The 22247-nt window shown below is 73.0% G+C and carries 16 protein-coding genes; 9 read left to right on the top strand and 7 right to left on the bottom strand.

The features are described from left to right. Positions 1–3 precede the first annotated feature (3 nt). Positions 4–2406 carry a 5-methyltetrahydropteroyltriglutamate--homocysteine S-methyltransferase gene (gene metE, locus EW117_RS21115; RefSeq protein WP_242504426.1) on the top strand — a complete coding sequence of 801 codons (2403 nt, stop codon included), beginning with the start codon at positions 4–6 and terminating at the stop codon, positions 2404–2406. An 80-nt stretch (positions 2407–2486) separates the two neighbouring features. On the opposite strand, the gene EW117_RS21110 is transcribed toward metE, so the two are convergent. The 6 genes from EW117_RS21110 to EW117_RS21085 form a co-directional block, all read right to left on the bottom strand. Next, positions 2487–4076, bottom strand: coding sequence for a ricin-type beta-trefoil lectin domain protein (locus EW117_RS21110; RefSeq protein WP_129788658.1), 1590 nt, complete (start codon positions 4074–4076; stop codon positions 2487–2489). A gap of 219 nt (positions 4077–4295) precedes the next feature. After that, positions 4296–5300: a LacI family DNA-binding transcriptional regulator gene (locus EW117_RS21105; protein WP_129788657.1), complete on the bottom strand. Its 1005-nt coding sequence runs from the start codon at positions 5298–5300 to the stop codon at positions 4296–4298. A 1-nt stretch (position 5301) separates the two neighbouring features. Further along, complete coding sequence (locus tag EW117_RS21100; protein WP_129788656.1) at positions 5302–6525, bottom strand: sugar ABC transporter permease; 1224 nt, start codon at positions 6523–6525, stop codon at positions 5302–5304. Further along, positions 6522–7280: an ATP-binding cassette domain-containing protein gene (locus EW117_RS21095; protein WP_165362803.1), complete on the bottom strand. Its 759-nt coding sequence runs from the start codon at positions 7278–7280 to the stop codon at positions 6522–6524. Before EW117_RS21095 ends, EW117_RS21100 begins: the two co-directional genes overlap by 4 nt. Next, on the bottom strand, positions 7277–8413 hold the full coding sequence (locus EW117_RS21090) for a substrate-binding domain-containing protein (protein ID WP_129788655.1): 1137 nt from the start codon (positions 8411–8413) through the stop codon (positions 7277–7279). Before EW117_RS21090 ends, EW117_RS21095 begins: the two co-directional genes overlap by 4 nt. Next, on the bottom strand, positions 8410–9528 hold the full coding sequence (locus tag EW117_RS21085) for an ROK family transcriptional regulator (RefSeq protein WP_207211969.1): 1119 nt from the start codon (positions 9526–9528) through the stop codon (positions 8410–8412). Before EW117_RS21085 ends, EW117_RS21090 begins: the two co-directional genes overlap by 4 nt. Positions 9529–9867: 339 nt before the next feature. On the opposite strand from EW117_RS21085, the gene EW117_RS21080 reads away from it, so the two are divergent. The 7 genes from EW117_RS21080 (at position 9868) to EW117_RS21045 (ending at position 20707) form a co-directional block, all read left to right on the top strand. Then, positions 9868–11154 carry an ABC transporter substrate-binding protein gene (locus EW117_RS21080; protein ID WP_422891358.1) on the top strand — a complete coding sequence of 429 codons (1287 nt, stop codon included), beginning with the start codon at positions 9868–9870 and terminating at the stop codon, positions 11152–11154. Between the two features lie 130 nt (positions 11155–11284). Continuing rightward, on the top strand, positions 11285–12187 hold the full coding sequence (locus EW117_RS21075; protein WP_129788653.1) for a carbohydrate ABC transporter permease: 903 nt from the start codon (positions 11285–11287) through the stop codon (positions 12185–12187). Next, positions 12184–13071: a carbohydrate ABC transporter permease gene (locus tag EW117_RS21070; RefSeq protein ID WP_129788652.1), complete on the top strand. Its 888-nt coding sequence runs from the start codon at positions 12184–12186 to the stop codon at positions 13069–13071. The genes EW117_RS21075 and EW117_RS21070 overlap by 4 nt, the downstream gene beginning before the upstream one ends. 58 nt (positions 13072–13129) lie before the next feature. Continuing rightward, on the top strand, positions 13130–13570 hold the full coding sequence (locus EW117_RS21065; protein ID WP_129788651.1) for a GNAT family N-acetyltransferase: 441 nt from the start codon (positions 13130–13132) through the stop codon (positions 13568–13570). 183 nt (positions 13571–13753) lie between these two features. Further along, complete coding sequence (locus tag EW117_RS21060; RefSeq protein ID WP_129788650.1) at positions 13754–14785, top strand: helix-turn-helix domain-containing protein; 1032 nt, start codon at positions 13754–13756, stop codon at positions 14783–14785. A 135-nt stretch (positions 14786–14920) separates the two neighbouring features. Continuing rightward, on the top strand, positions 14921–19384 hold the full coding sequence (locus tag EW117_RS29510) for a S8 family serine peptidase (RefSeq protein ID WP_165362801.1): 4464 nt from the start codon (positions 14921–14923) through the stop codon (positions 19382–19384). A 93-nt stretch (positions 19385–19477) separates the two neighbouring features. Then, positions 19478–20707, top strand: coding sequence for an amidohydrolase (locus tag EW117_RS21045; RefSeq protein WP_129788693.1), 1230 nt, complete (start codon positions 19478–19480; stop codon positions 20705–20707). 30 nt (positions 20708–20737) lie between these two features. Here EW117_RS21045 and EW117_RS21040 read toward each other — a convergent pair whose 3' ends face one another. Continuing rightward, positions 20738–21553: a TIGR03619 family F420-dependent LLM class oxidoreductase gene (locus EW117_RS21040; protein ID WP_129788649.1), complete on the bottom strand. Its 816-nt coding sequence runs from the start codon at positions 21551–21553 to the stop codon at positions 20738–20740. Between the two features lie 209 nt (positions 21554–21762). Here EW117_RS21040 and EW117_RS21035 point away from each other — a divergent pair, with 209 nt between their 5' ends. Then, positions 21763–22236: a hypothetical protein gene (locus tag EW117_RS21035; protein WP_129788648.1), complete on the top strand. Its 474-nt coding sequence runs from the start codon at positions 21763–21765 to the stop codon at positions 22234–22236. The last annotated feature ends 11 nt before the right edge of the window (positions 22237–22247 follow it).

Here is a 22247-nt window from a genome sequence, read left to right as displayed (position 1 = left end):
CGCATGGCAGTCGAGTTCACGCACCCGCACCTTCCCCACGCCACGATCCTGGGCTACCCGCGCATCGGCCGACGCCGCGAGCTCAAGCGCGCCGTCGAAGCCTTCTGGGCCGGACGCACCACCGCCGACGAGCTGGAGGCCACGGCCGGCGACCTGCGGCGGGCCACCGCACGACATCTCGCCGGGCTGGGCCTGGACGCCGGCGCCGCCGCCGTCCCCGGCTCGTTCTCCTTCTACGACCAGGTGCTCGACGCCGTCGCCCTGCTGGGCGCGGTACCCGAGCGGTTCTGGGATCTGGTGCCGGCCGGCGATCCGGCGCTCTCCCTGGAGAGCTACTTCACGCTGGCCCGTGGCGAGGGCGACAAGCCGCCGCTCGAGATGACCAAGTGGTTCGACACGAACTACCACTACCTGGTCCCGGAGATCGGGCCGGACACCCCCATCGGGTTCGTCGACGACCGGGTGGTGCGCCAGTTCACGGAGCTCGCCCGGCCGGTGGACGGCGGCCAGGCCGTCGTGACCCGCCCCGTGCTCGTGGGACCGGTGACGTTCCTGCTGCTCAGCAAGGCGGCCGACAACGCCCCCGAGGGCTTCCGCCCGCTCGACCGGCTCGACGACGTCGTCGCCGCGTACGCCGATGTGCTGCGCGCCCTGGCCGCCGCGGGCGCACCCTGGGTGCAGCTCGACGAGCCCGCCCTGGTCACCGACCTCCTGGAGGCCGGCTCCGACGAGGTGGCCGACGCCGTCCGCCGGGCCTACGCGCGGCTGGCCACGGACCTCTCCCCCGCGCCCGGCCCGGACGGCGCCGCGGAGCGGCCCGCCATCCTGGTCACCGCCCCGTACGGCGACCTGCGCAGCGAGGCCGGCGACGGCCTCGCGCTGCTCGCCGGCACCGACGTCGAGGCCATAGCCATCGACCTCGTCCGCGGCGCCGTGCCCGAGGGCCCGGTCCCCGGGCTGGAGACCAAGACCCTGGTCGCCGGCGTCGTCGACGGGCACAACATCTGGCGCGCTGACCTCGACACCCGCCTGACCACCCTGGAGGGCCTGGCGGCTCCGGGCACGGGACTCGGCGCGGGTGCGGTCGCCGTCGGCACCTCGACGTCGCTGCTGCACGTGCCGCACGACGTCGCCGACGAGCCCCGCCTGGACGCCGGCCTGAAGTCGTGGCTCGCGTTCGCGGACCAGAAGGTCACGGAGGTCGTCACCCTCGCGACGGGCCTGACCGATGGCCGGACGGCGGTCGCCGACGCCCTCGCCGAGTCGACGGCCGCGGTGCGGTCACGGGCCGAGGCGCCCGGCGTCGTCGTGCCGGAGGTGCGCGACCGCACCTCGGCCCTGACCGCCGCCGACGTCGAGCGCGCGCCGTACGCCGAGCGTGCCGCCGCCCAGCAGGCGAGGCTCGACCTGCCGCCGCTGCCGACCACGACCATCGGCTCGTTCCCGCAGACGGCGGAGATCCGCCGCACGCGGGCGTCCTGGGTCCGTGGCGAGCTGTCCGACGCCGAGTACACGGCGGCCATGCGCGCCGAGATCGCGAGCACCGTCGCGCTGCAGGAGGAGCTGGGTCTCGACGTGCTGGTGCACGGCGAGCCCGAGCGCAACGACATGGTGCAGTACTTCGCGGAGCAGCTCGACGGCTTCGCGACCACCGTCCACGGCTGGGTGCAGTCGTACGGTTCGCGCTGCGTACGTCCGCCGATCCTGTGGGGCGACGTGTCCCGGCCCGCACCCCTGACCGTGGAGTGGACCGCGTACGCGGCGTCGCTCACGAGCAAGCCGGTCAAGGGCATGCTGACGGGTCCGGTCACGATCCTGGCGTGGTCGTTCGTGCGCGACGACCTGCCGCTGGGCGACACGGCCGACCAGGTCGCCCTGGCGCTGCGCGACGAGGTGACGGACCTGGAGCAGGCGGGGATCGGCGTCGTGCAGGTGGACGAGCCCGCCCTGCGGGAGCTGCTGCCCCTGCGGCGCAGTGCCCACGCCCACTACCTGGACTGGTCCGTGCGCTCGTTCCGGCTGGCAACGGCCGGGGCCGACACCGCGACGCAGGTGCACACGCACCTGTGCTACTCGGAGTTCGGGCAGGTCATCGGCGCGATCGACGGGCTCGACGCCGACGTGACGTCGGTGGAGGCCGCGCGGTCCCGCATGGAGATCGTGCCCGAGCTGGCCGACGCCGGGTACGGGCGCGGCATCGGGCCGGGCGTCTACGACATCCACAGCCCGCGGGTCCCGTCGGTCGAGGAGGTGACCGACCTCGTCACGCTGGCCGCCAAGTCGATAGACCCGCGGCTGGTCTGGGTCAACCCGGACTGCGGCCTGAAGACCCGCGCCTACGCGGAGACCAAGGAGTCCCTCCGCAACCTGGTGGCGGCCACGCGCGAGGTCCGAGCCACCCTCTGACCAAGCTTGGTTGTGAGCGTGACCGTTGCGCTTATGCGACCGTTTTAGGCGCAACGGTCACGCTCACAGCCAAAAAAGGGCTAGCCGACGCGCCACTTCTGGGCCGACGTGCCGTTGCAGGTCCAGATCTGCAGCGGGGTGCCGTTCGCGCTGTTGCTGTTCGGGACGTCCACGCACTTGTTCGCGAGGATCGAGACCAGGTCGCCCGCCCCGCTCAGCGTGAACTGCTGGGCCGGGTTGCCGCTGCAGTTGGCGAGCTGCACCGCGGTGCCGTCCGCCGTGTTGCCCCAGGCGACGTCCATGCACAGGCCGCCCGCGCGCAGGGTGCCGTCACCATGGAAGGTCCAGCGCTGCGCGGCGGAGCCGTTGCAGGTCCACAGCTGCAGCCGCTTGCCGTCGGTGAACTCGCCGTTCGGCACGTCGATGCACTTGCCGGCGAGCCCGACGAGCGAGCTGCCCCCGCCGCCCGACGTCGTGGTGAGCCGCAGCCCGTACGTGCTCAGGATCGGGTTCACCGGCTGGTAGATGAACCGCCCGTTGGAGGAGCAGTCGCCGATGCGGCCCGAGGTCACGCCCTGCGCCTGGTTGCCGGAGAGCACCGAGCCGCCGGAGTCGCCGCCCTCGGCGCACGCAGAACCGGTCGCCATGCCGGGGATGTCGCCGTTGCCGTAGTTGATGGTGACGTTCTTCTCCTGGATGACGCCGCAGCGCCAGCCCGTCGTACGCCCCGAGCGGCACACCGACGCGCCGATGCCCTGCTCCGTGGAGCCGGCGACCGCCGCCGTCCCGCCCGCGTAGTTGTTCACCCGCGGGGTGGGCGTCCAGTTGCTGTTCGTCGCCACCCACGCCCAGTCGTGGCCCGGGAACGTCGACGCCCGGTAGGTGCCCAGCGCAGCGCCGTCGGACGCCGTGACTGCGTTACCCGCCGAGCCGCAGTGCCCCGCCGTGACGAACCCGCCCTGTACGGCGAAGCCGATCGAGCACAGCGTGACGAACCCGTCGCCGGTCGGCCTGCGGAACTCGTCGCCGCCGCGGATGTCGCGCGCGAGCTCGGGCGCGACCTCGGACTTCTCCACCCGCACGACGCCGGCCGGAGTGCCCGCCTCGGCGACCATCGCTCTGGCCGCGCCGATGTCGGACGCCTCGACGACCACTTCGTTGGTGGTCGGGTCCGCGTACCAGGAGTGCACCGAGGCGGGGGCGCCCACCTCGTCCAGGGCCTCCTTCCACATGGTGAGGGCGTCGAGGCTGTGCTCGACGACGACGGCGTCCGCGCCGGCGCGCTCGGCCACCCTCGCGGCCGCGGCGGTGGTGACGGCGACCCGCGGGGCGTCCGCGCCGTCGGGCAGCCAGGTGCCCGCGTACCTGTCGCCGAGCCTGGCGGTGAGGTGGGCCTCGACGATCGCGGACTCGGCGTCGAGCGCCAGGCGGCCCGCGATCTCTTCGCGGGTGAGGCCGAGGTCGCGCTCCATCGCGCGGACCTGGGCGTCGGGCAGGTCGGCCGCGCCGGCGGCGGGGGACTCGGCGCTGGTCTGTGCGCGCGACTCCGCGCCGGCCTCCGGAGGCGGTGCGGCCCCCGCTGCGCTGGCGCCGGTCAGCGCCGTGCCGACCAGCAGCGCGGTAGCTGACAGCGCTATCAAAGAACGGGACGCTCTCAGGGATCGTGACATGGTGTGCTCCTCGTCAGGCCTGGGGAACCTCGTGTGCCACGGAGCGTATTAACGCCGGACGGCCACCAGAACGGATGGGACGACGCCGTGTGGAAAGTACCTATCCATCCCTTATGCGCGACGCCGGGCCCACCCGCGTCCGCAACCGCCGTCCGCGCCCACCGTCAGCAGCACCGCGCAGATCCCGCGGAACCCCGCCGGCCCCGCCAGCAAGGTTCCTCAGCGCGGCCGCCGCTCCCCGCTCCCCCGGGCCACCACGTGGGTCGGCAGGACGACGAGCTCGACCGGCCGCTCGGGGTCCGCGGACCGAGCGACGGCCAGCTCGGCGGCACGGCGGCCCATCTCCACGGCGTCGTACGCGACGACGGTGATGTCGAGCAGGTCGGCCAGCTCGAAGTCGTCGAAGCCGACGACCGCCACCTGGTCGCCGCCCGGCGCGTCGTGCAGTGCCTGGAGCGTGCCGACCGTCGCCCGGTTGTTCGCGGCGAGCACCGCGGTGGGCGGCTCGGGCGCGGCGAGCAGCTCCGCCACCAGGTCGCGGGCGGCCGCGGCGGAGTGGGCGCCGGACCGCAGCCACCGCCCGGCGTCGGACACGTCGGCCTCCGCCATGACGGCCAGGAACTCGGCGCTGCGCTCCTGGTAGGTCCACAGGTGCGGCTCGTCGCCGACGAAGGCGATGCGGCGGTGGCCGTGCGCCAGCAGGTGCTCGACCGCGGACCGTGTGCCGCCCCGGTTGTCGATGACCACGGTGTCGACGTCCATCCCGGCTGCCGGCCGGTCCACCACGACCACGGTGAGCCCGGCGGCAATCTCGCCGCGCAGCGCCGAGTGGTCGGCGCCTGCGGGCGTGACGATGAGGGCACCGACCCGCCGCTCCAGCAGCTCGCCCGTGAGCGACGACTCGCGCTCGGGATCCTCGTCGGACGACGCCGTGAGCAGCTGCAGCCCGTGCTCCCGCAGCTCGCGCTCGATGCCGCTGGCCAGGGCGGAGTAGAACTCGTTGGCCAGGTCGCCGGTGATGAACCCGACGAGCCGCGAGAACCCGCCGCGCGCGAGGTCGGCGGCGACGGCGTTGCGGCGGAAGCCCAGCGAGGCGGCCGCGTCCTGCACCCGCTCGCGGGTCGCGGCGGCCACGTTCGGCTCGCCGTTCAGCACGCGCGACGCGGTCTTCAGGCTCACCCCCGCCGCCTCGGCGACTATCGCCAGCGTCGGACGACGGATCATGTCAGGCCTCCCGGCGCTTGCGGATCAGCATGTCGATGATGATGGCCAGCAGCAGCACTGCCCCGGTCACCATGTATCGCGCCGCCTGGTCCACGTTCATCAGCGTGAGCCCGTTGGCGATGGACTGGATGACCAGCACCCCGAGCACCGCGGACCACGCGCTGCCCCGCCCGCCGAACAGGCTCGTGCCGCCGATCACGGCCGCGGCGATCGCCACGAGGTAGGTGTCGGCTCCCCCGGTGCCCTGGTTCGCGGCGCCCAGGCGGCCGGCGGCGAGCACGCCGCCCAGCGCCGCGAGGGTCGAGCAGGCCACGAAGCACAGCACGACGGTGCGCCGCACCGGCACGCCCGCGAGCATCGCCGCGCGCCGGTCGCCGCCCACCGCTCGCACCGACCGCCCCCAGCGCGTACGGCGCAGCAGCACGTCCGTGACGACCACCAGCAGCGCGAAGAGCACCACCGACCAGCCGATCCCGCGCGCGGTGCCCAGGTACAGGTAGGCGACTATCGCCGCCAGCACGCCGCCCAGCACGAGGGTCCGGACGGCGATCTGGGGCAGGCTCGCGCAGGCGAGGTCCGCGCGCCGCCGTCGGGCACGGGCCACCAGCTGCACGACCGCGGAGGTGACCACGATGACCGCCACCAGCGCCCACGCGGCCACCGCGGGCAGGAAGCCCTGCTGTACCGACCGCACGAACCACGACTCGAACGGCAGGTTGATCGAGCCGAGCGGGCCGAGCACCCGCAGCTGCACCCCGGCGAGGAACAGCAGCCCGGCCAGCGTGAACACGAAGCTGGGCAGCCCGAGCCGCGTCGACAGGGCGCCGTAGCCCAGCCCGACCACGACCCCGCAGGCGAGCGCGACGAGGATCGCGAGCGCAACCGGCCAGCCCAGGCTCACGGAGCCGACGGCGACCACGGCCGCCGCGAGCCCGCTGAGCGACCCGACGGACAGGTCGATCTGGCCCACCAGGAGCACGAGCACCACGCCGAGCGCTATGACGCCGACGGGCGCGCTCTGCAGGGTCAGGTTGACGAGGTTCTCGGGGGCGAGGAACGCGGGGTTGACGGCACCGAGCACCAGCCAGATGCCGACGAGCGCTGCGACGATCGGGAGCAGGCCGTTGCCGCCGCGTACCCGCTGCCAGACGGCGCCGGGCAGGCCGGCGCCGGACGGGCCCGCTCCGGCCGCGCCAGTCCCCGCGCCGGCGGGCTGGGTGCTCATCGGCGCACCGCCCGGTTCGGGGTTCCCGGCCGCACGGCGCCGGTCATGGCGGCGAGCAGGTCCTCGTAGGAGGCGTCGCCGTCGAACACGTCGTGCACGCGGCCGAGGCGCAGCACGAGGATGCGGTCGGCGACGGCCTGCAGGTCGCCGGCCTGGTGGCTGACCAGGACGACGGCGTGCCCGCGCTCGCGCAGCCGGACGATCAGGTTGAGCACCTCCGCGGTCTGGCGGACGCCGAGGGACGCCGTCGGCTCGTCGAGGACGACGACGCGCGGCGAGCCGAGCAGCGCCCGGGCGACCGCGACGACCTGGCGCTGGCCGCCGGACAGGGTGCGGACCGGGTCGCGCACGGTGGGCACGCTGGCAGCGAGCTGGTCGAGCAGGCGCCACGCCTCGCGTTCCATGGCGACCTCGTCGAGCAGGGGACCGCGCACGGTCTCGTGCCCGAGGAACAGGTTCTCGACGACGTCCAGGTCGTCCACGAGCGCGAGCTCCTGGAACACCGCGGCGATGCCGAGGGCGCGGGCGGCGGCGGGCGAGTGGAGCACCACGGGCCGCCCGTCGAGCAGCACCTGCCCGGCGTCGGGCCGGTGCGCGCCGGCGAGCACGCCGGCCAGCGTGGACTTGCCGGCCCCGTTGTCGCCGACGACGGCGAGCACCTCGTGCTCGTGCACGTCGGCGTCGACGTCGACCAGGGCGCGGACGCCGCCGAACCGCTTGGAGACGCCGCGCAGGGAGAGCACGGGGACGCTCATCGGGATGCCTCCCCCGCGGCCAGGGGCGCGGCGTCGGCGTCGGGCCCGATCAGGCCGGCCCGCTCGCACGCCGCCACGTACGCGGGCACGCAGATCTCGTCGGTGGAGTACACGTGCCCGTCGACGATGACGTGCTCGACGTCGGCGGCGCCGACCGCACGGGGCGCCAGGAGCTGGGTCGGGACCCCCTTGATCACGACCGTCGTGCGCGGCTCCTCGCCGCGCAGCACGCGCACGGCGAGCTCGGCGGCCGTGGCGGCCTGCTGGTCGGTCGCCTTGTAGACGGTCATGAACTGGTCGCCGGCGAGGATGCGCTGCACGGCGGCGAGCTCGCCGTCCTGCCCGGTGGTCACCGGCACGGGGTCCAGGCCCGCCGCCTTCGCCGCGGCGATGGCGCCGCCGGCGATGCCGTCGTTCGCGGCGAGGATCCCGTCGACCTGCCCCGGGAACCGGGTGAGCATGGCCTCGGTCCACTCGGTGGCCTTGTCCGGGCTCCAGTCGGGGGTGTAGTACTCGGCGAGCACGTCGATGTCCTCTCCTTCGAGGGCGCGGCGGGTGCCTGCGGCTATGGCGAGCGCGTTGGGCTCGGTCGCCGAGCCGTGCACCAGCAACACCCCCGGCCGCCCGTCCTCGGCTCGTGCCGCGGCTCTGTCGGTGACCGCGCCGACGAGGGCCGAGCCCAGCAGGAAGCCGATGAACTCGTAGTCGTACGACACGTAGTAGTCCGCGCCGTCCACAAAACGATCGTAGGCGATCACCTGGGCACCCAGCCGCTCGGCCTGCACGACGATGCCCGCGGCGGCGACCGTGTCCACGGCGTCGAGCACCAGGACGTCGGCGCCCTGGGCGAGCATCGACTCGGCCTGCTGGAGCTGGGCGGCGGCGTCCTGCCCGGCGTTCGCGTAGAGCACGGTGCAGCCGGGACAGCGGCGGTCCACGACGGACAGGAAGGTGGGCCGGTCGGAGGCCTCGTACCGCGCGGTCTGCGCCTCGGGCAGCAGCAGCCCGATGGTCCCCTCGGGCTCGGCGCCCTCGGCCCCGGCCCCGCCGACGTCGGCCCCGCCAGAGGTGCACCCGACGATCCCGACCAGAAGGCCGACCCCGACCACCCACCCGAGCCACCGCTGAGTCATGTGGTTACTCCTAGGGAGCCGAACATTCTCGCCTGGTCCAGGGCTGCTGCCAGGGCGCCGCGGACGCCGGCGTCCGCGCCCAGAGTGGAGGGGACCACCTCGACCGGGCCGCGGGACGTGGCCACGACGCGCTGGCCCAGCGAGGTGCGCAGCGGTTCGAGCAGCACCTCGCCGGCCTCGGCGAGCTTGCCGCCGATCACCACGACGTCGGGGTCCACGAGGTTGCACAGGTTCGCGAGCGCCACGCCGAGGTGGCGCCCGGCGTCGAACACGACGCGGCGGCTGCCGGCGTCGCCGTCCAGCGCCCGGGCCACGAGGTCCGCGAGGGTGAGGTGCCCGGCCTCGCGCGGCAGCATCGACAGCAGGCTGGTGGCGCCGACCAGCATCTCGAGGCAGCCGCGGTTGCCGCAGCGGCAGACGGGGCCGTGCTCGTCGACGGACACGTGCCCGATCTCGCCGGCGACACCGGACCGGCCGTGCACCGCCCGGCCGCCGAGGACGAGCCCGCCGCCCACGCCGTGCGAGACCCGCACGTAGGCGACCGAGTCGTGGCCCGCGCCGGCGCCGAACCGGGCCTCCGCGATCGCGGCGAGGGTCGAGTCGTTGTCGGCCGTCACGGGGACGTCGAGCTCGGCGCCGAGGATCTCGTCGACGTGCACGCCGTCCCAGCCGCGCATCATCCCGACGGTGACGACCTGGCCGGTGCGGATGTCGACGGGCGCGGGCACCCCGACGCCGACGGCGAGCAGCTCGGACGGGTCGGCGTCGACCGCCTCCATCATCTCCCTGACCAGCATCGCCACGCGCTGCAGGCCGGCGTCGGCGCGGTGGTCGGGGGCGAGCGGCATGCGCTGCTCGGCCAGGATCCGCATGGACGCGTCGGCCAGCGCGACGCTCAGCGAGCGCATGCCGAACCGGATGCCGGCGACCAGGCCGAGGTTGCGCGCGAGGGTGACCTGCAGCGCGCGGCGGCCGTTGCGCACCGACTGCGAGGTGTGCAGCACGCCCGCGGTGGTGAGCTCCTTGACGATGTTCGAGATCGTGGCTGGGGACAGCCCTGTGACGCCGGCCAGCTCGATCTGCGTGAGCGAGCCACGCTGCTGGACGGCGCTCACGATCCGAGCTCGGTTGGCCTCACGCAGTGAGGTCTGCGAACCCGGTGTTACCCGATCCGCGCGCACAGCGCCCAGGGTAACCGCCTTCCGGCCGGGAATGACGGTTTTGGATACACGAACTGAACCTTCAGGTCACGATCGAGCGACGCTTGCGTTCATTTCTTGACACCAAAGATCGGCGGACGTTCGATGGGAGCCGGGTTCACGGGCGTACAGGCGCGCCCGGCCGGTCACAAGGAACGACGTCGTCTCCGAGCGCGGTGAGGGTCACACCTCCGGCACGTACGACGACGTCCCGGGCCGGTGCTCCAGCGACCGAGGAAGGTTGAGGGACCCCAGATGCGAGTGAACCGGAGGATGACCGCGACGGTGGCGACAGCCGCTGTGCTCGGTCTCACGCTGGCCGCGTGCGGCGGCGGCGACACGGGTGGCGACAACGGCGCCGAGGGCGGTGGCGAGCAGGTCGAGGTGTTCACCTGGTGGGCCGCGGGCTCCGAGAAGGCGGGCCTCGACGCCCTCGTCGGCGAGTTCGAGAAGCAGCACCCCGACATCGAGTTCGTGAACGGCGCGGTCGCCGGTGGCGCGGGTTCCGCGGCGAAGGACCTGCTGCAGACCCGTCTGCAGGCACAGGACCCGCCGGACACGTTCCAGGCGCACGCAGGCATGGAGCTGCAGGACTACATCGACGCCGCGCAGATCGAGGACGTCTCCGACCTCTACGACGAGTTCGGCCTGACGGACGCGTTCCCGGCTGACCTGGTCGACCGGCTCTCGTCGGACGACGGCGCGATCTACTCGATCCCGTCGAACATCCACCGCGCGAACGTCGTCTGGGCCAACCCGACGGTGCTCGAGGAGAACGACATCGACCCCGAGGCCGAGTACGCGGACCTCGACGCCTGGATCGCCGACCTGGACAAGCTCGACAAGGCCGGCGTCACGCCGCTGTCGGTCGGCACCACCTGGACCCAGGTGCACCTGCTGGAGACCGTGCTGCTCGCGGACCTCGGCCCCGAGGGGTACACCGGCCTGTGGGACGGTTCCACCGACTGGGAGGGCCCCGAGGTGACCGCGGCGCTCGAGGACTTCGAGACGCTCATGGGCTACACGAACGACGACCGTGACGGACTCGACTGGCCGGAGGCGACCCAGCTGGTCATCGACGGCAGCGCGGCGTTCAACGTCATGGGTGACTGGGCCGTCGCGGCGTTCGAGGAGCAGGACAAGGAGCTCGGCACCGACTTCACCGCCGCTCCGGTCGCCGGCACCGACGGGACGTTCGACTTCCTCGCCGACTCGTTCACGCTGCCGGTCGGCGCTCCCGACCCCGAGGGTGCCAAGGCGTGGCTCGAGACCGTGGGCTCGCTGGAGGGCCAGGTCGCGTTCAACAAGGCGAAGGGCTCCATCCCCGCCCGTACCGACGCCGACCCGGCCGACTTCTCCGAGTACCAGCAGACCGCCATCGACTCGTTCGCGAACGACACGATCGTGTCCTCGCTGGCGCACGGTGCGGCTACCCCGGTGGCGACGCTCAACGCGATCTCGGACGCCACGAGCAAGTTCACGACCGGCGCGTCCGACCTCGCCGGGTTCCAGGGCGAGCTCGCTGCCGCCGCGCAGGGCTGACGCCGTCCGGGGGCTGACCGCTCCCGGGCGACGCACGCCGCCGTAGGTCGCGCGCCGTCGGGTTCATCCCGACGGCGCGCGGCCGTGCCAGTCAAGCGCCAGTCACCAGGACCACCACCGAGGTACCCACATGCTCAAGAAACTGCGGCGAGTCGGACCACCCCTCCTCCTGCTCGCCCCGTCCCTGATTCTCGTCGGCGTCTTCGTCTACGGGCTGATCGTCGCCAACTTCACCACGTCGCTGACGGACAACCACACGGCCGCACAGGCGACCGAGCAGGAACCCTCGGCGATGGTGTGGTTCACCAACTACTTCGACCTGCTGGCCAGCGAGGACTTCCAGCACTCGCTGATGAACCTCGTCCTGTACACCGTCGTGTTCCTGGCCGGGACGATGGTCATGGGTTTCCTGTGGGCGTGGATGCTCGACAAGCCCGTCAAGGGCGAAGGGATCTTCCGCTCGGTCTACCTCTTCCCGATGGCGGTCTCGTTCATCGCCTCCGGTGTGGTGTGGCGCTGGCTCCTCAACTCCAACCAGGACGAGCAGGCCTCCGGCCTGAACCGCCTGTTCCAGATCGTCGGCCTCGACGCCCTGCAGAACAACTGGTGGAACAACGTCACCTTCGGCATCATCGCCATCGCCATCCCCGCGATCTGGCAGCTGTCGGGCTACGTGATGGCGTTGTTCCTCGCCGGGTTCCGCGGCATCCCCCACGAGCTGCGCGAGGCCGCCCGGATGGACGGCGCCAGCGAGTGGAAGCTGTACCGGCACGTCTTGTTCCCCCAGCTCTCGCCGGTCGCGCTCTCCGCGCTGATCATCATCGGCCACATGTCGCTCAAGGCGTTCGACCTCATCATGTCGATCTCCAAGCCGGCCAACTACCAGACCAAGGTCCCCGCCGTCGACATGTTCGTGTTCAAGTCGAGCTTCGACTACGCGAACGCGGCCGCCGTCGGCTCGATCCTGCTGATCATCGTCGCGCTCGTCATCGTGCCGTACCTGATCCGCACGAACCGCGAGGAGAAGCGATGACCGCCGAAGCCGAACAGCTCACCGCAGCCCGCCCGGTGACCACCGCGCCGCGGGTGCGGCCGGGGCGCTACTCCCTGACCCGCACCCTCAAGTACGCGGCGCTGATCTTCTTCCTGATCGTCGTGCTCATCCCGGTCTACGTGCTGCTGGTGACCAGCTTCAAGGGCACCGGCGACGCCGACCCGAGCCGCGCCTGGGCCCTGCCCCAGCTCTGGACGCTGGAGAACTGGGCCACGGCCTGGACCACCCTGTCGCCCGCGATCGGGCGCACCCTCGCGATCGTGGTGCCGAGCTCCATCATCTCGGCGTTCCTCGGGTCGCTGAACGGGTTCGTGCTGGCCCGGTGGAGCTTCCGCGGCGCGGACATCGTCTTCACGGTGATCCTGTTCGGGATGTTCATCCCGTACCAGGCCGTGATGATCCCGCTCAACCAGCTCGTCCTGGACGTCGGCATACCGACCGGCGTGCCGACGCTGATCATGCTGCACGTCGTCTACGGCATCCCGATCACCACGCTGATCTTCCGGAACTACTACACGACGGTGCCGCACGAGCTCATCGAGGCCGGGCGGGTCGACGGCGCCGGCATGCTGCGCACCTACTGGTCGATCGTGCTGCCGCTCTCGATCCCGAGCTTCGTCGTGGTGCTGATCTGGCAGTTCACCTCGGCCTGGAACGACTTCCTGTTCGCGGTGTTCTTCTCGTCGTCCCAGAACGGTCCAGTCACCGTGGCGCTGAACAACCTCGCCAACGGCGCGCTGTTGCAGAACTACGGCGTCTCCATGGCGGGCGCGCTGTTCGCCTCCCTGCCGACCCTGGTGGTGTACATCATCCTCGGCAAGTACTTCATCGGCGGCCTGATGTCGGGCTCGGTCAAGGGCTGACCCCGTCCACCAGACCACACCTCGGTTGTGAGCGAGCGGGGCGTGTCATGATCGCCGCATGTATCGCCTCGTGGACGAGCCGCCCAGCCTGGATGAGTACCTCGACCTGCGCCGGTCCTCCGGGCTGTCGCCCAAGACGCCCGAGCAGGGTGCGCCGGCCCTGACCGGGAGCTGGTACTTCTGCCACGTGCGGACCGGCGGTGACGCCGCCGCAGACCCTGAGCGTGCTGACGCCGGCCGGGCCGTCGCGATGGGCCGGATCATCTCCGACGGCGGCTGGTACTTCCACATCGCCGACATCGCCACGCGGCCGGAGTTCCAGCGCCAGGGCCTCGGCCGGACGGTGATGAACCGCCTGCTCGACGAGATCCGCGCCAAGGCTCCCGCGGACCCGTACGTGACCCTCATCGCGGACCCTCCGGGGCGCCGGCTCTACGAGAGCCTCGGCTTCACGGACGTCGCCCCGAGCCTGGGCATGCGGATCCGGCTCCCTGATTGACGCCGTCCATCTGCGGCGCCGTTCCGGGAAAGGACCATGCCGGCCAGGTAGCTAACGGAGATGTAGCGCTGCTACGTCTGCGTTACCTACCTGACCGACATAGCTTTCCCCCGGAGCCCGTGCGGCCTCCGCGAGACGCCGCCGACAGCTCCGCCCGGCGACACCCGGCCTACGCTGACCGGCATGGCAGCGGACCGGGATCCAGCATCCGACGACATCGCACCCAACGGCGTCGACACCAGCGGCAGCTTCGACGCCGTCGGCATCAACGACGACACCCGGCTGGTCTACCGGTACGTGCTCGCCCAGGGCACGGTCCGGGTGGAGGACGTCGCCCAGGACGTGCCGCTGGAAGGGACCGACGCCGGCGGGATGCTGGCGCGGCTGCGAGCCGCCGGGCTCATCAACCGCACGAGCGGCAGCGAGGGCGAGTACACCGCGGTGGACCCCCGGATCGCGTTACGCGCGCTGACCGAGCGGACCGAGGCGCACCTCGACCGCATCCGCGCGGCGATCCCGGACCTGGCCGAGCTGTTCGAGCAGACCGCCGACACGAGCGAGTCCGGCGGGGGCGTCCACGTGCTCGACGACCCCGCGCTCATCGGCGCCTGGTACACCCGCCTCGAGCACGAGGTGACCACGGAGTTCATGGCGTTCGACCGCCCGCCCTACGTCCTGGCCGGCGAGAACCCGGTCGAGCCGCTCGTGCTCGAGCGCGGCGTGCTGTGGCGGGCCGTCTACGCCGCCGAGGTGCTCGAGCGGCCGGGTGCCTGGGCGGAGATCCGCCACGCGGCCGCCGTCGGCGAGCAGGCCCGGATCGCCCGGACCCTGCCCACGAAGCTCGCCATCGCCGACCGGCGGACGGCACTGGTCAGCGCGACGCTCGACCCCCACCGGCCGACGGCGGTGGTCGTCGAGGGCGGGCCGCTCGTCGACCTGTTGTGCGCCGCCTTCGAGGCGGTGTGGGCCGGCTCGGTCGAGGTGCCGGCGTCCGACAGCCTGGACGACGCCGCTCCCCCGGACCGCGGCCCCGGCAAGGATGACCGGGCGCTGCTCGCCCTGCTCGGCTCCGGCGCGAAGGACGAGACCATCGCCCGCGAGCTAGGCCTCTCCGAGCGGACGCTGCGGCGCCGCAGCGCGGACCTGCTGCGCCGGCTGGGCGCGGCCAACCGCTTCCAGGCGGGCGTCCAGGCGGTCCGCCGCGGCTGGCTCTGACGAACCTTCGGGCGGGTGAAAAGGCGCCTCCCGCGTGACAGGCGTGTAAACACTTGCGGCCGGTACCGGCCAGTGGCCTCGACCGGCCAATGAAACCGTTGCCCAACCGGGCCGACGGCGGCTAGACAACCCCTCATGCAACCTCAGCCCTCCGGCCGCCGCTGGGGTGCCCTCATCACGGGCACTCTCGTCGCAGCCTCCGTGATCCTGCCTCCGGGCGCCGCCGTCGCCGCCCCGGAACCTGCCTCCGATCCTGCCGCCGACCGTGCCCCGGTGCGGGTCGTCATCGAGCTCGACGCCCCGTCCGCCGCCGACGTCGTCGGCAACGAGGAGGTCGCCGCCGCGCGCTCGGACCAGGCGACTGCGCGCAGCGCTTTCGCCGCCGAGTACCGGGCCGCCGTCGACACCGTCGAGGACGCCCAGGGCGGCGTCACCTCCTGGGCCGTCCGCCACGACGTGGGCCTCGACGACACCGAGTCCGTCACCGGCGTGCTCGACGCGCTGGTCGCGACGATCGACCCCGCGGACCTGTCCGAGCTGCGCTCCGCGCCCGGCGTCGCGCGCGTCACCGAGGACGCGCCGGTGCGCATCCTCGGCGAGGCGAACATCCCGGCCACGGGCGCGCCGCGGGTCTGGGAGCGCACCGACCCCGCCGGCAGGCCAGTCACGGGCGAGGGCCGCACCGTCGCGGTCATCGACACCGGCATCGACTACACACTGCCCGACCTGGGAGCCGGGTTCGGCCCGGGCCACCGCGTGGTGGACGGCTACGACTTCGTCAACGACGACGCCGACCCGATGGACGACCACGCGCACGGCACCCACGTGGCCGGCATCGTCGGCGCGGGCGGGGACAACCTCACCGGCATGGCGCCCGACGTCACGCTCACCGCGTGGAAGGCGATGGACGCCAACGGCGGCGGGACGACGTCCGACCTGCTGCTCGCCCTGGACGCCGCGATCGACCCGCTGGGCGACGCCCCCGCCGACGTCGTGAACATGAGCATCGGCACGCCCGGCGACGGCACCGATCCACTGGGGCGCGCGTCCACCGCGGCCGTGCGGCAGGGCGTCGTGGTCGTGGCCGCCGCGGGCAACTCCGGGCCCTACGACCAGAGCATCGGCTCGCCGGCCGCCGCCGAGGGCGTCATCGCCGTCGGCGCGCAGGTCACCGGCGTCGCCGACCCGACGATCACGCTCGACGGCGCCGAGGAGCGCGACAAGCCCCGTCCGCTGGACGTCACCCGGTTCCCGCTGTCGGCCAACCCGCCCGCGGAGGGCCTCACCGGCCGCCTGGTCGACGTCGGCGACGGCTTCGACGCGGCGGACTACGAGCGGGCCGGCGACGTGCGCGGCGCGATCGTGGTGATGGAGAGCCTGACCACGACCTCGCTGGGCCAGGTCCAGGGCCTGCACCTGCTGCAGGCCGAGCTCGCCGAGGAGCACGGCGCGATCGGCGCGCTGCTGTACTCGCCGAGCCCGACCGACCCGCCCGGTGACGACGGCGCCGGCCCGCAGGGATCCGCGAACGTGCTGGCCGGCGGCGGCATCGACCTGCGCCGCGAGAGCCTGGTGATGATGAACCTGAGCTCGGCCGAGTACCGGACGTTCAAGTCCGAGGTGCTGGCCGGCACGGTGAGCGGCACGATCGGGTTGGTCGACCGGACCGACACCGTCGCCGGCTTCAGCTCCCGCGGCCCGAGCGATGCCATGACGCTCAAGCCCGAGATCGTGGCGCCCGGCTTCGAGATCATGTCCGACATCCCGGCTGAGTTCGGAGTGGACGGCGACCAGTACCGGATGTCCGGCACGTCCATGGCCGCGCCGCACGCCGCCGGGGCCGCCGCGCTGCTGGCCCAGGCCCGGCCCGAGCAGACGGCCGCCCAGCTCCGGGCCTCGCTCATCGGCGCAGCGCAGCCGCTGGAGTCCGACGACGCCGGCCTCTCACCGTCGGCCCAGGGTGCCGGCAAGCTGGATGTCGCGGCCGCCGTCGACCAGCGGGTCACCGCCTCCCCCGACGCCGTCTCCCTGGGGCTGGCCGACATGGGCGAGGACCCGGCCCGCACACGCACCGTGGTGCTGCACAACTCGGGCCACCGGGCGGTGACCGTCCGGCTGTCCGTCGAGGAGGCCGTCGGCAGCACCGGCAAGGCCGAGCTGTCCGCCCGGACGCTGAGGATCAAGGCCGGCCGGGACGCGTCGGTCGACCTCACCGTCACCCCGAGCTCCGGCGCGGTCGACGGCGAGACCTCCGGCGTGGTCCTCGGCAAGGTCTCGGACGGCAGCACCGTGCGGGTCCCGTACGCGGCCTACGTGCGACCGCTGCAGGTCCAGGCCTCACCATCGCTGGCCACCGGCAGCACCGAGGTCTTCGTCAACACGCCCATGCCACCCGAGGCGGCGCCGACCGTGCGCGCCACCGCGCCGTCGGGCGACGTGTACACCGCTGCCCTCGCCGCCGTCGGCACCAGCCCCGGCTGGTACCGCGGCACCGTGCCGCTCGACGAGCCCGGCACCTACCGGCTCGACGCCCGCGCGACCATCACCGGGCGCACCCTGACCGGAACCGGCGGCGTCCAGTCCGAGGGCGCCGAACAGCCGGGCGCGTGGGAGCAGGTCGGCCTGTCGGGTGCGGCCCGCGCGCTGGCGACATCGCCCACCAGCCCCGGGACCGGCCTCGCCATGGCGGGGAGCGGTGTGCACCCGTTCGTGACCACCGACCACGGCGAGACCTGGGAGCGCGTGCGGAGCATGCCCGTCGCCGACGGCTGGGGCATTCCCGTGGCGGACACCGCGACGCCCGGCGGGTTCTACGTCGCGCTCAACGGCGCCTCCGGCCGGGTCGTCCTCGACCCCAGCTACGCCGGCCGCATCCTGCACACCCCGGACGCCGGGGCCACGTGGACCGTCCTGCCGTTCCCGGACGTCGCGATCCGCGACCTCGTCGCCCACGGGGACGCCCTGGCGGCCATCACCGACGACGGTGTCTACCTCAGCCGGGACGGCGGCCAGCGGTGGCGCCGCGTCGCCCCGACCTGGGACGGCCTCGTGTCCGGCGCCGCCTTCGCTGGCGACGACCTGCTGTTCGCCACCTACGACGGCGTCTACCGCATCGCCGGGGCGCTCACCGGCGGCAGCGAGGTCACCCAGCCGTACGTCACCACCGACTACACCGACCGCCCCCAGGGCGTCGTCGCCGACGGTCCGACGGCGGTCACCGTCCGCGGCGACGGTATCTCGCTGACCTCGACGGACGGCGGCGTCACGTGGACGGAGGGCGCCGACACCGGGCAGTCCTATGTCACGGTCACCACGCTGACCGACGGCACCGTGTACGCCTCGGGCCTGTCGTCGTACAGCACGAGCTCCGACCAGGGCGCGACGTGGCAGACCCATCCGCTGCCCGTCCAGGGTCCGCTCGCCACCGACGTCGACCACTGGCCGGGGACCCCCGCGGAACAGGTCGTCATCGCGATGGAGGGGGCCGGCTACTACACGACCGACGACGGCGAGGAGTGGACCAGGACCGGCGTCTCCGGCAGCGACGTCTCCGGCGTGCACGCCGGGGTCGATGCCGAGGGCGACCCGGTGCTGCGGGCCGTCGACTTCGAGGGCCTGCACCAGCGGGCCCAGGCCGACCTGGGCCCGGACACGCAGGACTGGGGCTCCATCGGCGCCGAGGGCGTCATCGGCCGCCAGGTCTCCCAGGTGACCCAGTCCCCGCTCGGCGACCGGGACGTCTGGGCGGTCGGCGCCAACGCCTGGGGCAGCGGCCGGATCCTCACCGCGAGCGCCGGGGAGATGGACGCCGACCTGGCGCAGGTGGGACCGGCCGGGGGCTTCGACGCGACCGCGCTCGCCGTGTCTCCGCACGAGGAGGACACAGTCGCCGTCGGGTACACCTCGCTGGTCGACACCGGCCTCATGGTGTCGCGCGACGGGTTCGACACGTGGACCAGCTACGCCCACGGGATGTATGTCCGGCAGGTCGTGATGGACCCGATCGACGAGCGGCGGCTGTGGCTGGCGACGTCGTCGGGCCTGTACCGGTCGGACGACCTCGGCAAGACGCTCACCCGCCTGACGCGGGACGAGGTGCGGTCCGTGTGGGTCGATCCGGAGGACACCGACCACGTGGTGGTCGGCGAGGCGCCGGGCGTCCGGGTCAGCATGGACGGCGGCGCGACTTTCCGGGCCGCCGAGGTGCCGAACACGTCGGCCGCCGTCGGCTCGTTCGTGTCCGTCGAGGTGCCGGACGGTCCGGCCGCCGGCATGGACCTCCTGGTCGCAGGCGCCGCGCGGTGGCGGCCGTACGGGCTGGCGGCCAACGGTGCCGGGGTCCTCGTCTCGGCCGACGGCGGCGTCACGTGGGTGTCGGCGTCGGGCGGCCTGACGGCGATGTCGGTGCGGTCCCTGGCCGTGAGCCCGGACGGCGGGTGGGTCTACGCGGGGACGGACGAGGGCGGTGTGCACCGCACGGCGGTCTCCGCGCTCGTGCCGGCCGACCTGCTGCCCGCAGCGACGACCACGCGGATCGAGGCGCCGGCCTCGGTGCGCCCCCCTGGAGCCGTTCGCGGTGAAGGTCACGGTGGCCGCTGAGCCGGGCCCGGCTCGGGCTCCGGTGGCATGGTGGGAGGCATGACGGTTCCCGTGGGGCCCGACGTCGAAGCCGTGCTGGCGCCGCTGGCCTCGATGCTGCCCGGCCTTCGCGAGACCTACGTCGACCTGCACGAGCATCCGGAGCTGTCGTTCCAGGAGAACCGCACGGCGGCCGTCGTCGCCGAACGGCTCGCGGCCCTCGGGTACGTGGTCCATGCCGGCGTCGGCGGGACCGGGGTGGCAGGCGTGCTCAGCAACGGCGACGGCCCGTGCGTGCTGCTCCGCGCCGACATGGACGCGCTCCCCGTCACCGAGGAGACCGGCCTGCCGTACGCCAGCAGGGTGCGCGCCACCACGCCCGACGGGCTCGAGTCGGGCGTCATGCACGCGTGCGGGCACGACGTGCACGTGACCGCACTGCTCGGCGCCGCCGACGTGCTGGCGCAGGGCCGGTCCGCGTGGTCGGGAACCCTCGTCGTCGTCTTCCAGCCGGCGGAGGAGCTGGGCCGCGGGGCCCGCGCCATGGTCGACGACGGCCTGTACGACCTCGTGCCGCGCCCGGACATCGTGCTGGGGCAGCACGTCGCGCCGGTCTCGGCGGGTCTGCTCGGTGTGCACGCCGGCCCGGCATTCGCGGGCACCGACGTCGTGAACGTCCGCCTCGTCGGGCGGGGCGGCCACGGTTCCCGGCCGGAGGCCACCGTCGACCCGGTGGTGATGGCCGCCTCGACAGTGATGCGCCTGCAGACCATCGTCTCGCGCGAGGTAGCGGCGGGCGACGCCGCCGTCGTCACCGTGGGCACGCTGCAGGCAGGGACCAAGGAGAACATCATTCCCGAGGACGCGTACCTCGGGGTGAACGTCCGCTACTTCGACGACGCCGTGCGGGCGCGGGTCCTGCGTGCCATCCACCGCATCGTGGAGGGCGAGGCGGCCGCGGCGGGCGCACCGCAGCCGCCAACGGTCACGACGCGCGACTCGTTCCCGCCGGTCGTCAACGACCCGGCCGAGACCGAGCGCACGCGCGGCGTCTTCGCCGCCCACTTCGGGACGGGGCGGGTCATCGATCCCGGCCCCGTGTCGGGCAGCGAGGACGTCGGCGTGCTCGCCACCGCGGCGAACGTCCCGATCGTCTACTGGCTGCTCGGCGGCTGGGACCCGGGCGCCTATCAGGCGGCGTTCGCCGCGGGCACGACGGACCAGGACATCCCGTCCAACCACTCGCCGCGGTTCGCGCCGGTGCCCCACCCGACCCTGGAGACGGGCGTCGAGGCGCTCGTCGTCGCGGCCCTGGACCGCCTGGCGGCGCCGACTGTCGGTTGACTCGCCCGACGCCGAGCGGGGCGGCCCTGCTCAGCGGCCGGCCACCGCGTTCGCCAGGGCAGTCATGCGCTCGGCGGTGCCCTCGTGCTCCCCGAAGTGGACGGCGAGCTGGGCGGCCCCGGCCTCGCGGTAGGCGACGGCGGCGTCCGCCACCCGTTCGACCGGCGTGCTGCCGTCCCAGCCGATCCGCAGCGCGGGTACGACGTCGCGACCGTTCGCCAGCTCAGCAAGGACCTGCACGCGCTCGGCGAAGGTGCCGGGGTCGGCGGGGATGCCCTGCCACACGTCGCCGTAGCGGGCGGCGCGGCGGAGTGCGGCGTCGCTGTTCCCGCCGACCATGATCGGCACGCTCCCGTCGGGCGCGGGCGCGAACACGCCCTGCTCGAACGAGAACCGTCGGCCCTGGTACGGCGCGGCCCCACCGGAGAACAGGTGCCCGAGCAGCGCGAGCATGTCGTCGGTGACGGCGCCGCGGTGCGCGTAGTCCGCCCCGACGGCGTCGAACTCCGGCACGCTCCAGCCGACGCCGACGCCGAGGATCACCCGACCGCCGGAGAGCTCGTGCAGAGTGGCGACCTGCTTGGCGAGCACGAACGGGTCCCGCAGCGGTGCGACCAGCACCGACGTGCCGAACCGCAGGTGCTCGGTGACCGCCGTCAGGTGCCCGATCGTCACCAGCGGCTCGTAGACGCCGCCGAACCTCTCCCCGAACTCACCCGGCGGCAGGACATGGTCGGGCAACCACGCCGTGGTGTAACCGAGATCCTCGGCTGCCTGCGTCAGCTCGGTGAGCGTCCGGGCCGGCATCGTCGGAAACTCGTTGGGCAGCACCACTTGAAGTTCCATGCCTGACCGAACTCGCGCCGCGGGGTGCTCATTCCCGGTCCTCAGGACCCGGGCGGTCGTTACGCGGTTGCGGTCGAGGTGTGGCGCCTCCCGGGGAAAGGCTGTCTCAGCCAGGTAGGTAACGGAGCCGTAGCAGTGCTACTCGTCCGTTACCTCACCGGCCGTGTACATGTTCCCCCGGAGCCTCGCGGCATGGTTGGCTTCGGCTCGTGGAAATCATCGTGACCAGCGTCGTCGCCGTCGTCGGAACACTGCTCGGGTCGCTGGCGACCCACTACTTCCAACGGCGGAACCGGGCGGACGCCGAGCGCTTCCAACGCAACGAGCGCTTGCGCCAGGAACGCGTGAGCGCGTACACGGCGTTCGGCGGCGCGCTCGGCAACTTGCGCCGCACCTCCAAGGACCGCTGGTACGCCATCCACGACCAGCGCGACGGCGCCGACCCCGAGATGCTCCGCTACGAGACCTACCGGCTGTACACGACTGCGCTGGAGGCATTGTTCCGGGTCCAGCTGATCACGGAGTCCGGGGAGCTGATCGAGCTCGGCAGGCAAGCGCTGGACGATGTGGACCGGATCAAGCCGAACCTCGAGCGAGAGGAGTTCGCGCGCCTCCGCGACACGTCCCGGCAGAGTGTTTTCGCCTTCATGGAGTCGGCCAGGAAGCACGTCGACCTGGCGTAGAGCGGGATCGG

The sequence above is a fragment of the Promicromonospora panici genome, assembly GCF_900608595.1.
Taxonomy (GTDB): Bacteria; Actinomycetota; Actinomycetes; order Actinomycetales; family Cellulomonadaceae; genus Promicromonospora; species Promicromonospora panici.
This window is presented reverse-complemented; position numbering and strand designations above follow the sequence as displayed.

Coding starts and splice junctions, on each gene's coding strand:
- metE (WP_242504426.1), top strand. CDS start 4: ATGGCAGTCGAGTTCACGCACCCGCACCTTCCCCACGCCACGATCCTG.
- EW117_RS21110 (WP_129788658.1), bottom strand. CDS start 4,076: ATGTCACGATCCCTGAGAGCGTCCCGTTCTTTGATAGCGCTGTCAGCT.
- EW117_RS21105 (WP_129788657.1), bottom strand. CDS start 5,300: ATGATCCGTCGTCCGACGCTGGCGATAGTCGCCGAGGCGGCGGGGGTG.
- EW117_RS21100 (WP_129788656.1), bottom strand. CDS start 6,525: ATGAGCACCCAGCCCGCCGGCGCGGGGACTGGCGCGGCCGGAGCGGGC.
- EW117_RS21095 (WP_165362803.1), bottom strand. CDS start 7,280: ATGAGCGTCCCCGTGCTCTCCCTGCGCGGCGTCTCCAAGCGGTTCGGC.
- EW117_RS21090 (WP_129788655.1), bottom strand. CDS start 8,413: ATGACTCAGCGGTGGCTCGGGTGGGTGGTCGGGGTCGGCCTTCTGGTC.
- EW117_RS21080 (WP_422891358.1), top strand. CDS start 9,868: ATGCGAGTGAACCGGAGGATGACCGCGACGGTGGCGACAGCCGCTGTG.
- EW117_RS21075 (WP_129788653.1), top strand. CDS start 11,285: ATGCTCAAGAAACTGCGGCGAGTCGGACCACCCCTCCTCCTGCTCGCC.
- EW117_RS21070 (WP_129788652.1), top strand. CDS start 12,184: ATGACCGCCGAAGCCGAACAGCTCACCGCAGCCCGCCCGGTGACCACC.
- EW117_RS21065 (WP_129788651.1), top strand. CDS start 13,130: ATGTATCGCCTCGTGGACGAGCCGCCCAGCCTGGATGAGTACCTCGAC.
- EW117_RS21060 (WP_129788650.1), top strand. CDS start 13,754: ATGGCAGCGGACCGGGATCCAGCATCCGACGACATCGCACCCAACGGC.
- EW117_RS29510 (WP_165362801.1), top strand. CDS start 14,921: ATGCAACCTCAGCCCTCCGGCCGCCGCTGGGGTGCCCTCATCACGGGC.
- EW117_RS21045 (WP_129788693.1), top strand. CDS start 19,478: ATGCTGCCCGGCCTTCGCGAGACCTACGTCGACCTGCACGAGCATCCG.
- EW117_RS21040 (WP_129788649.1), bottom strand. CDS start 21,553: ATGGAACTTCAAGTGGTGCTGCCCAACGAGTTTCCGACGATGCCGGCC.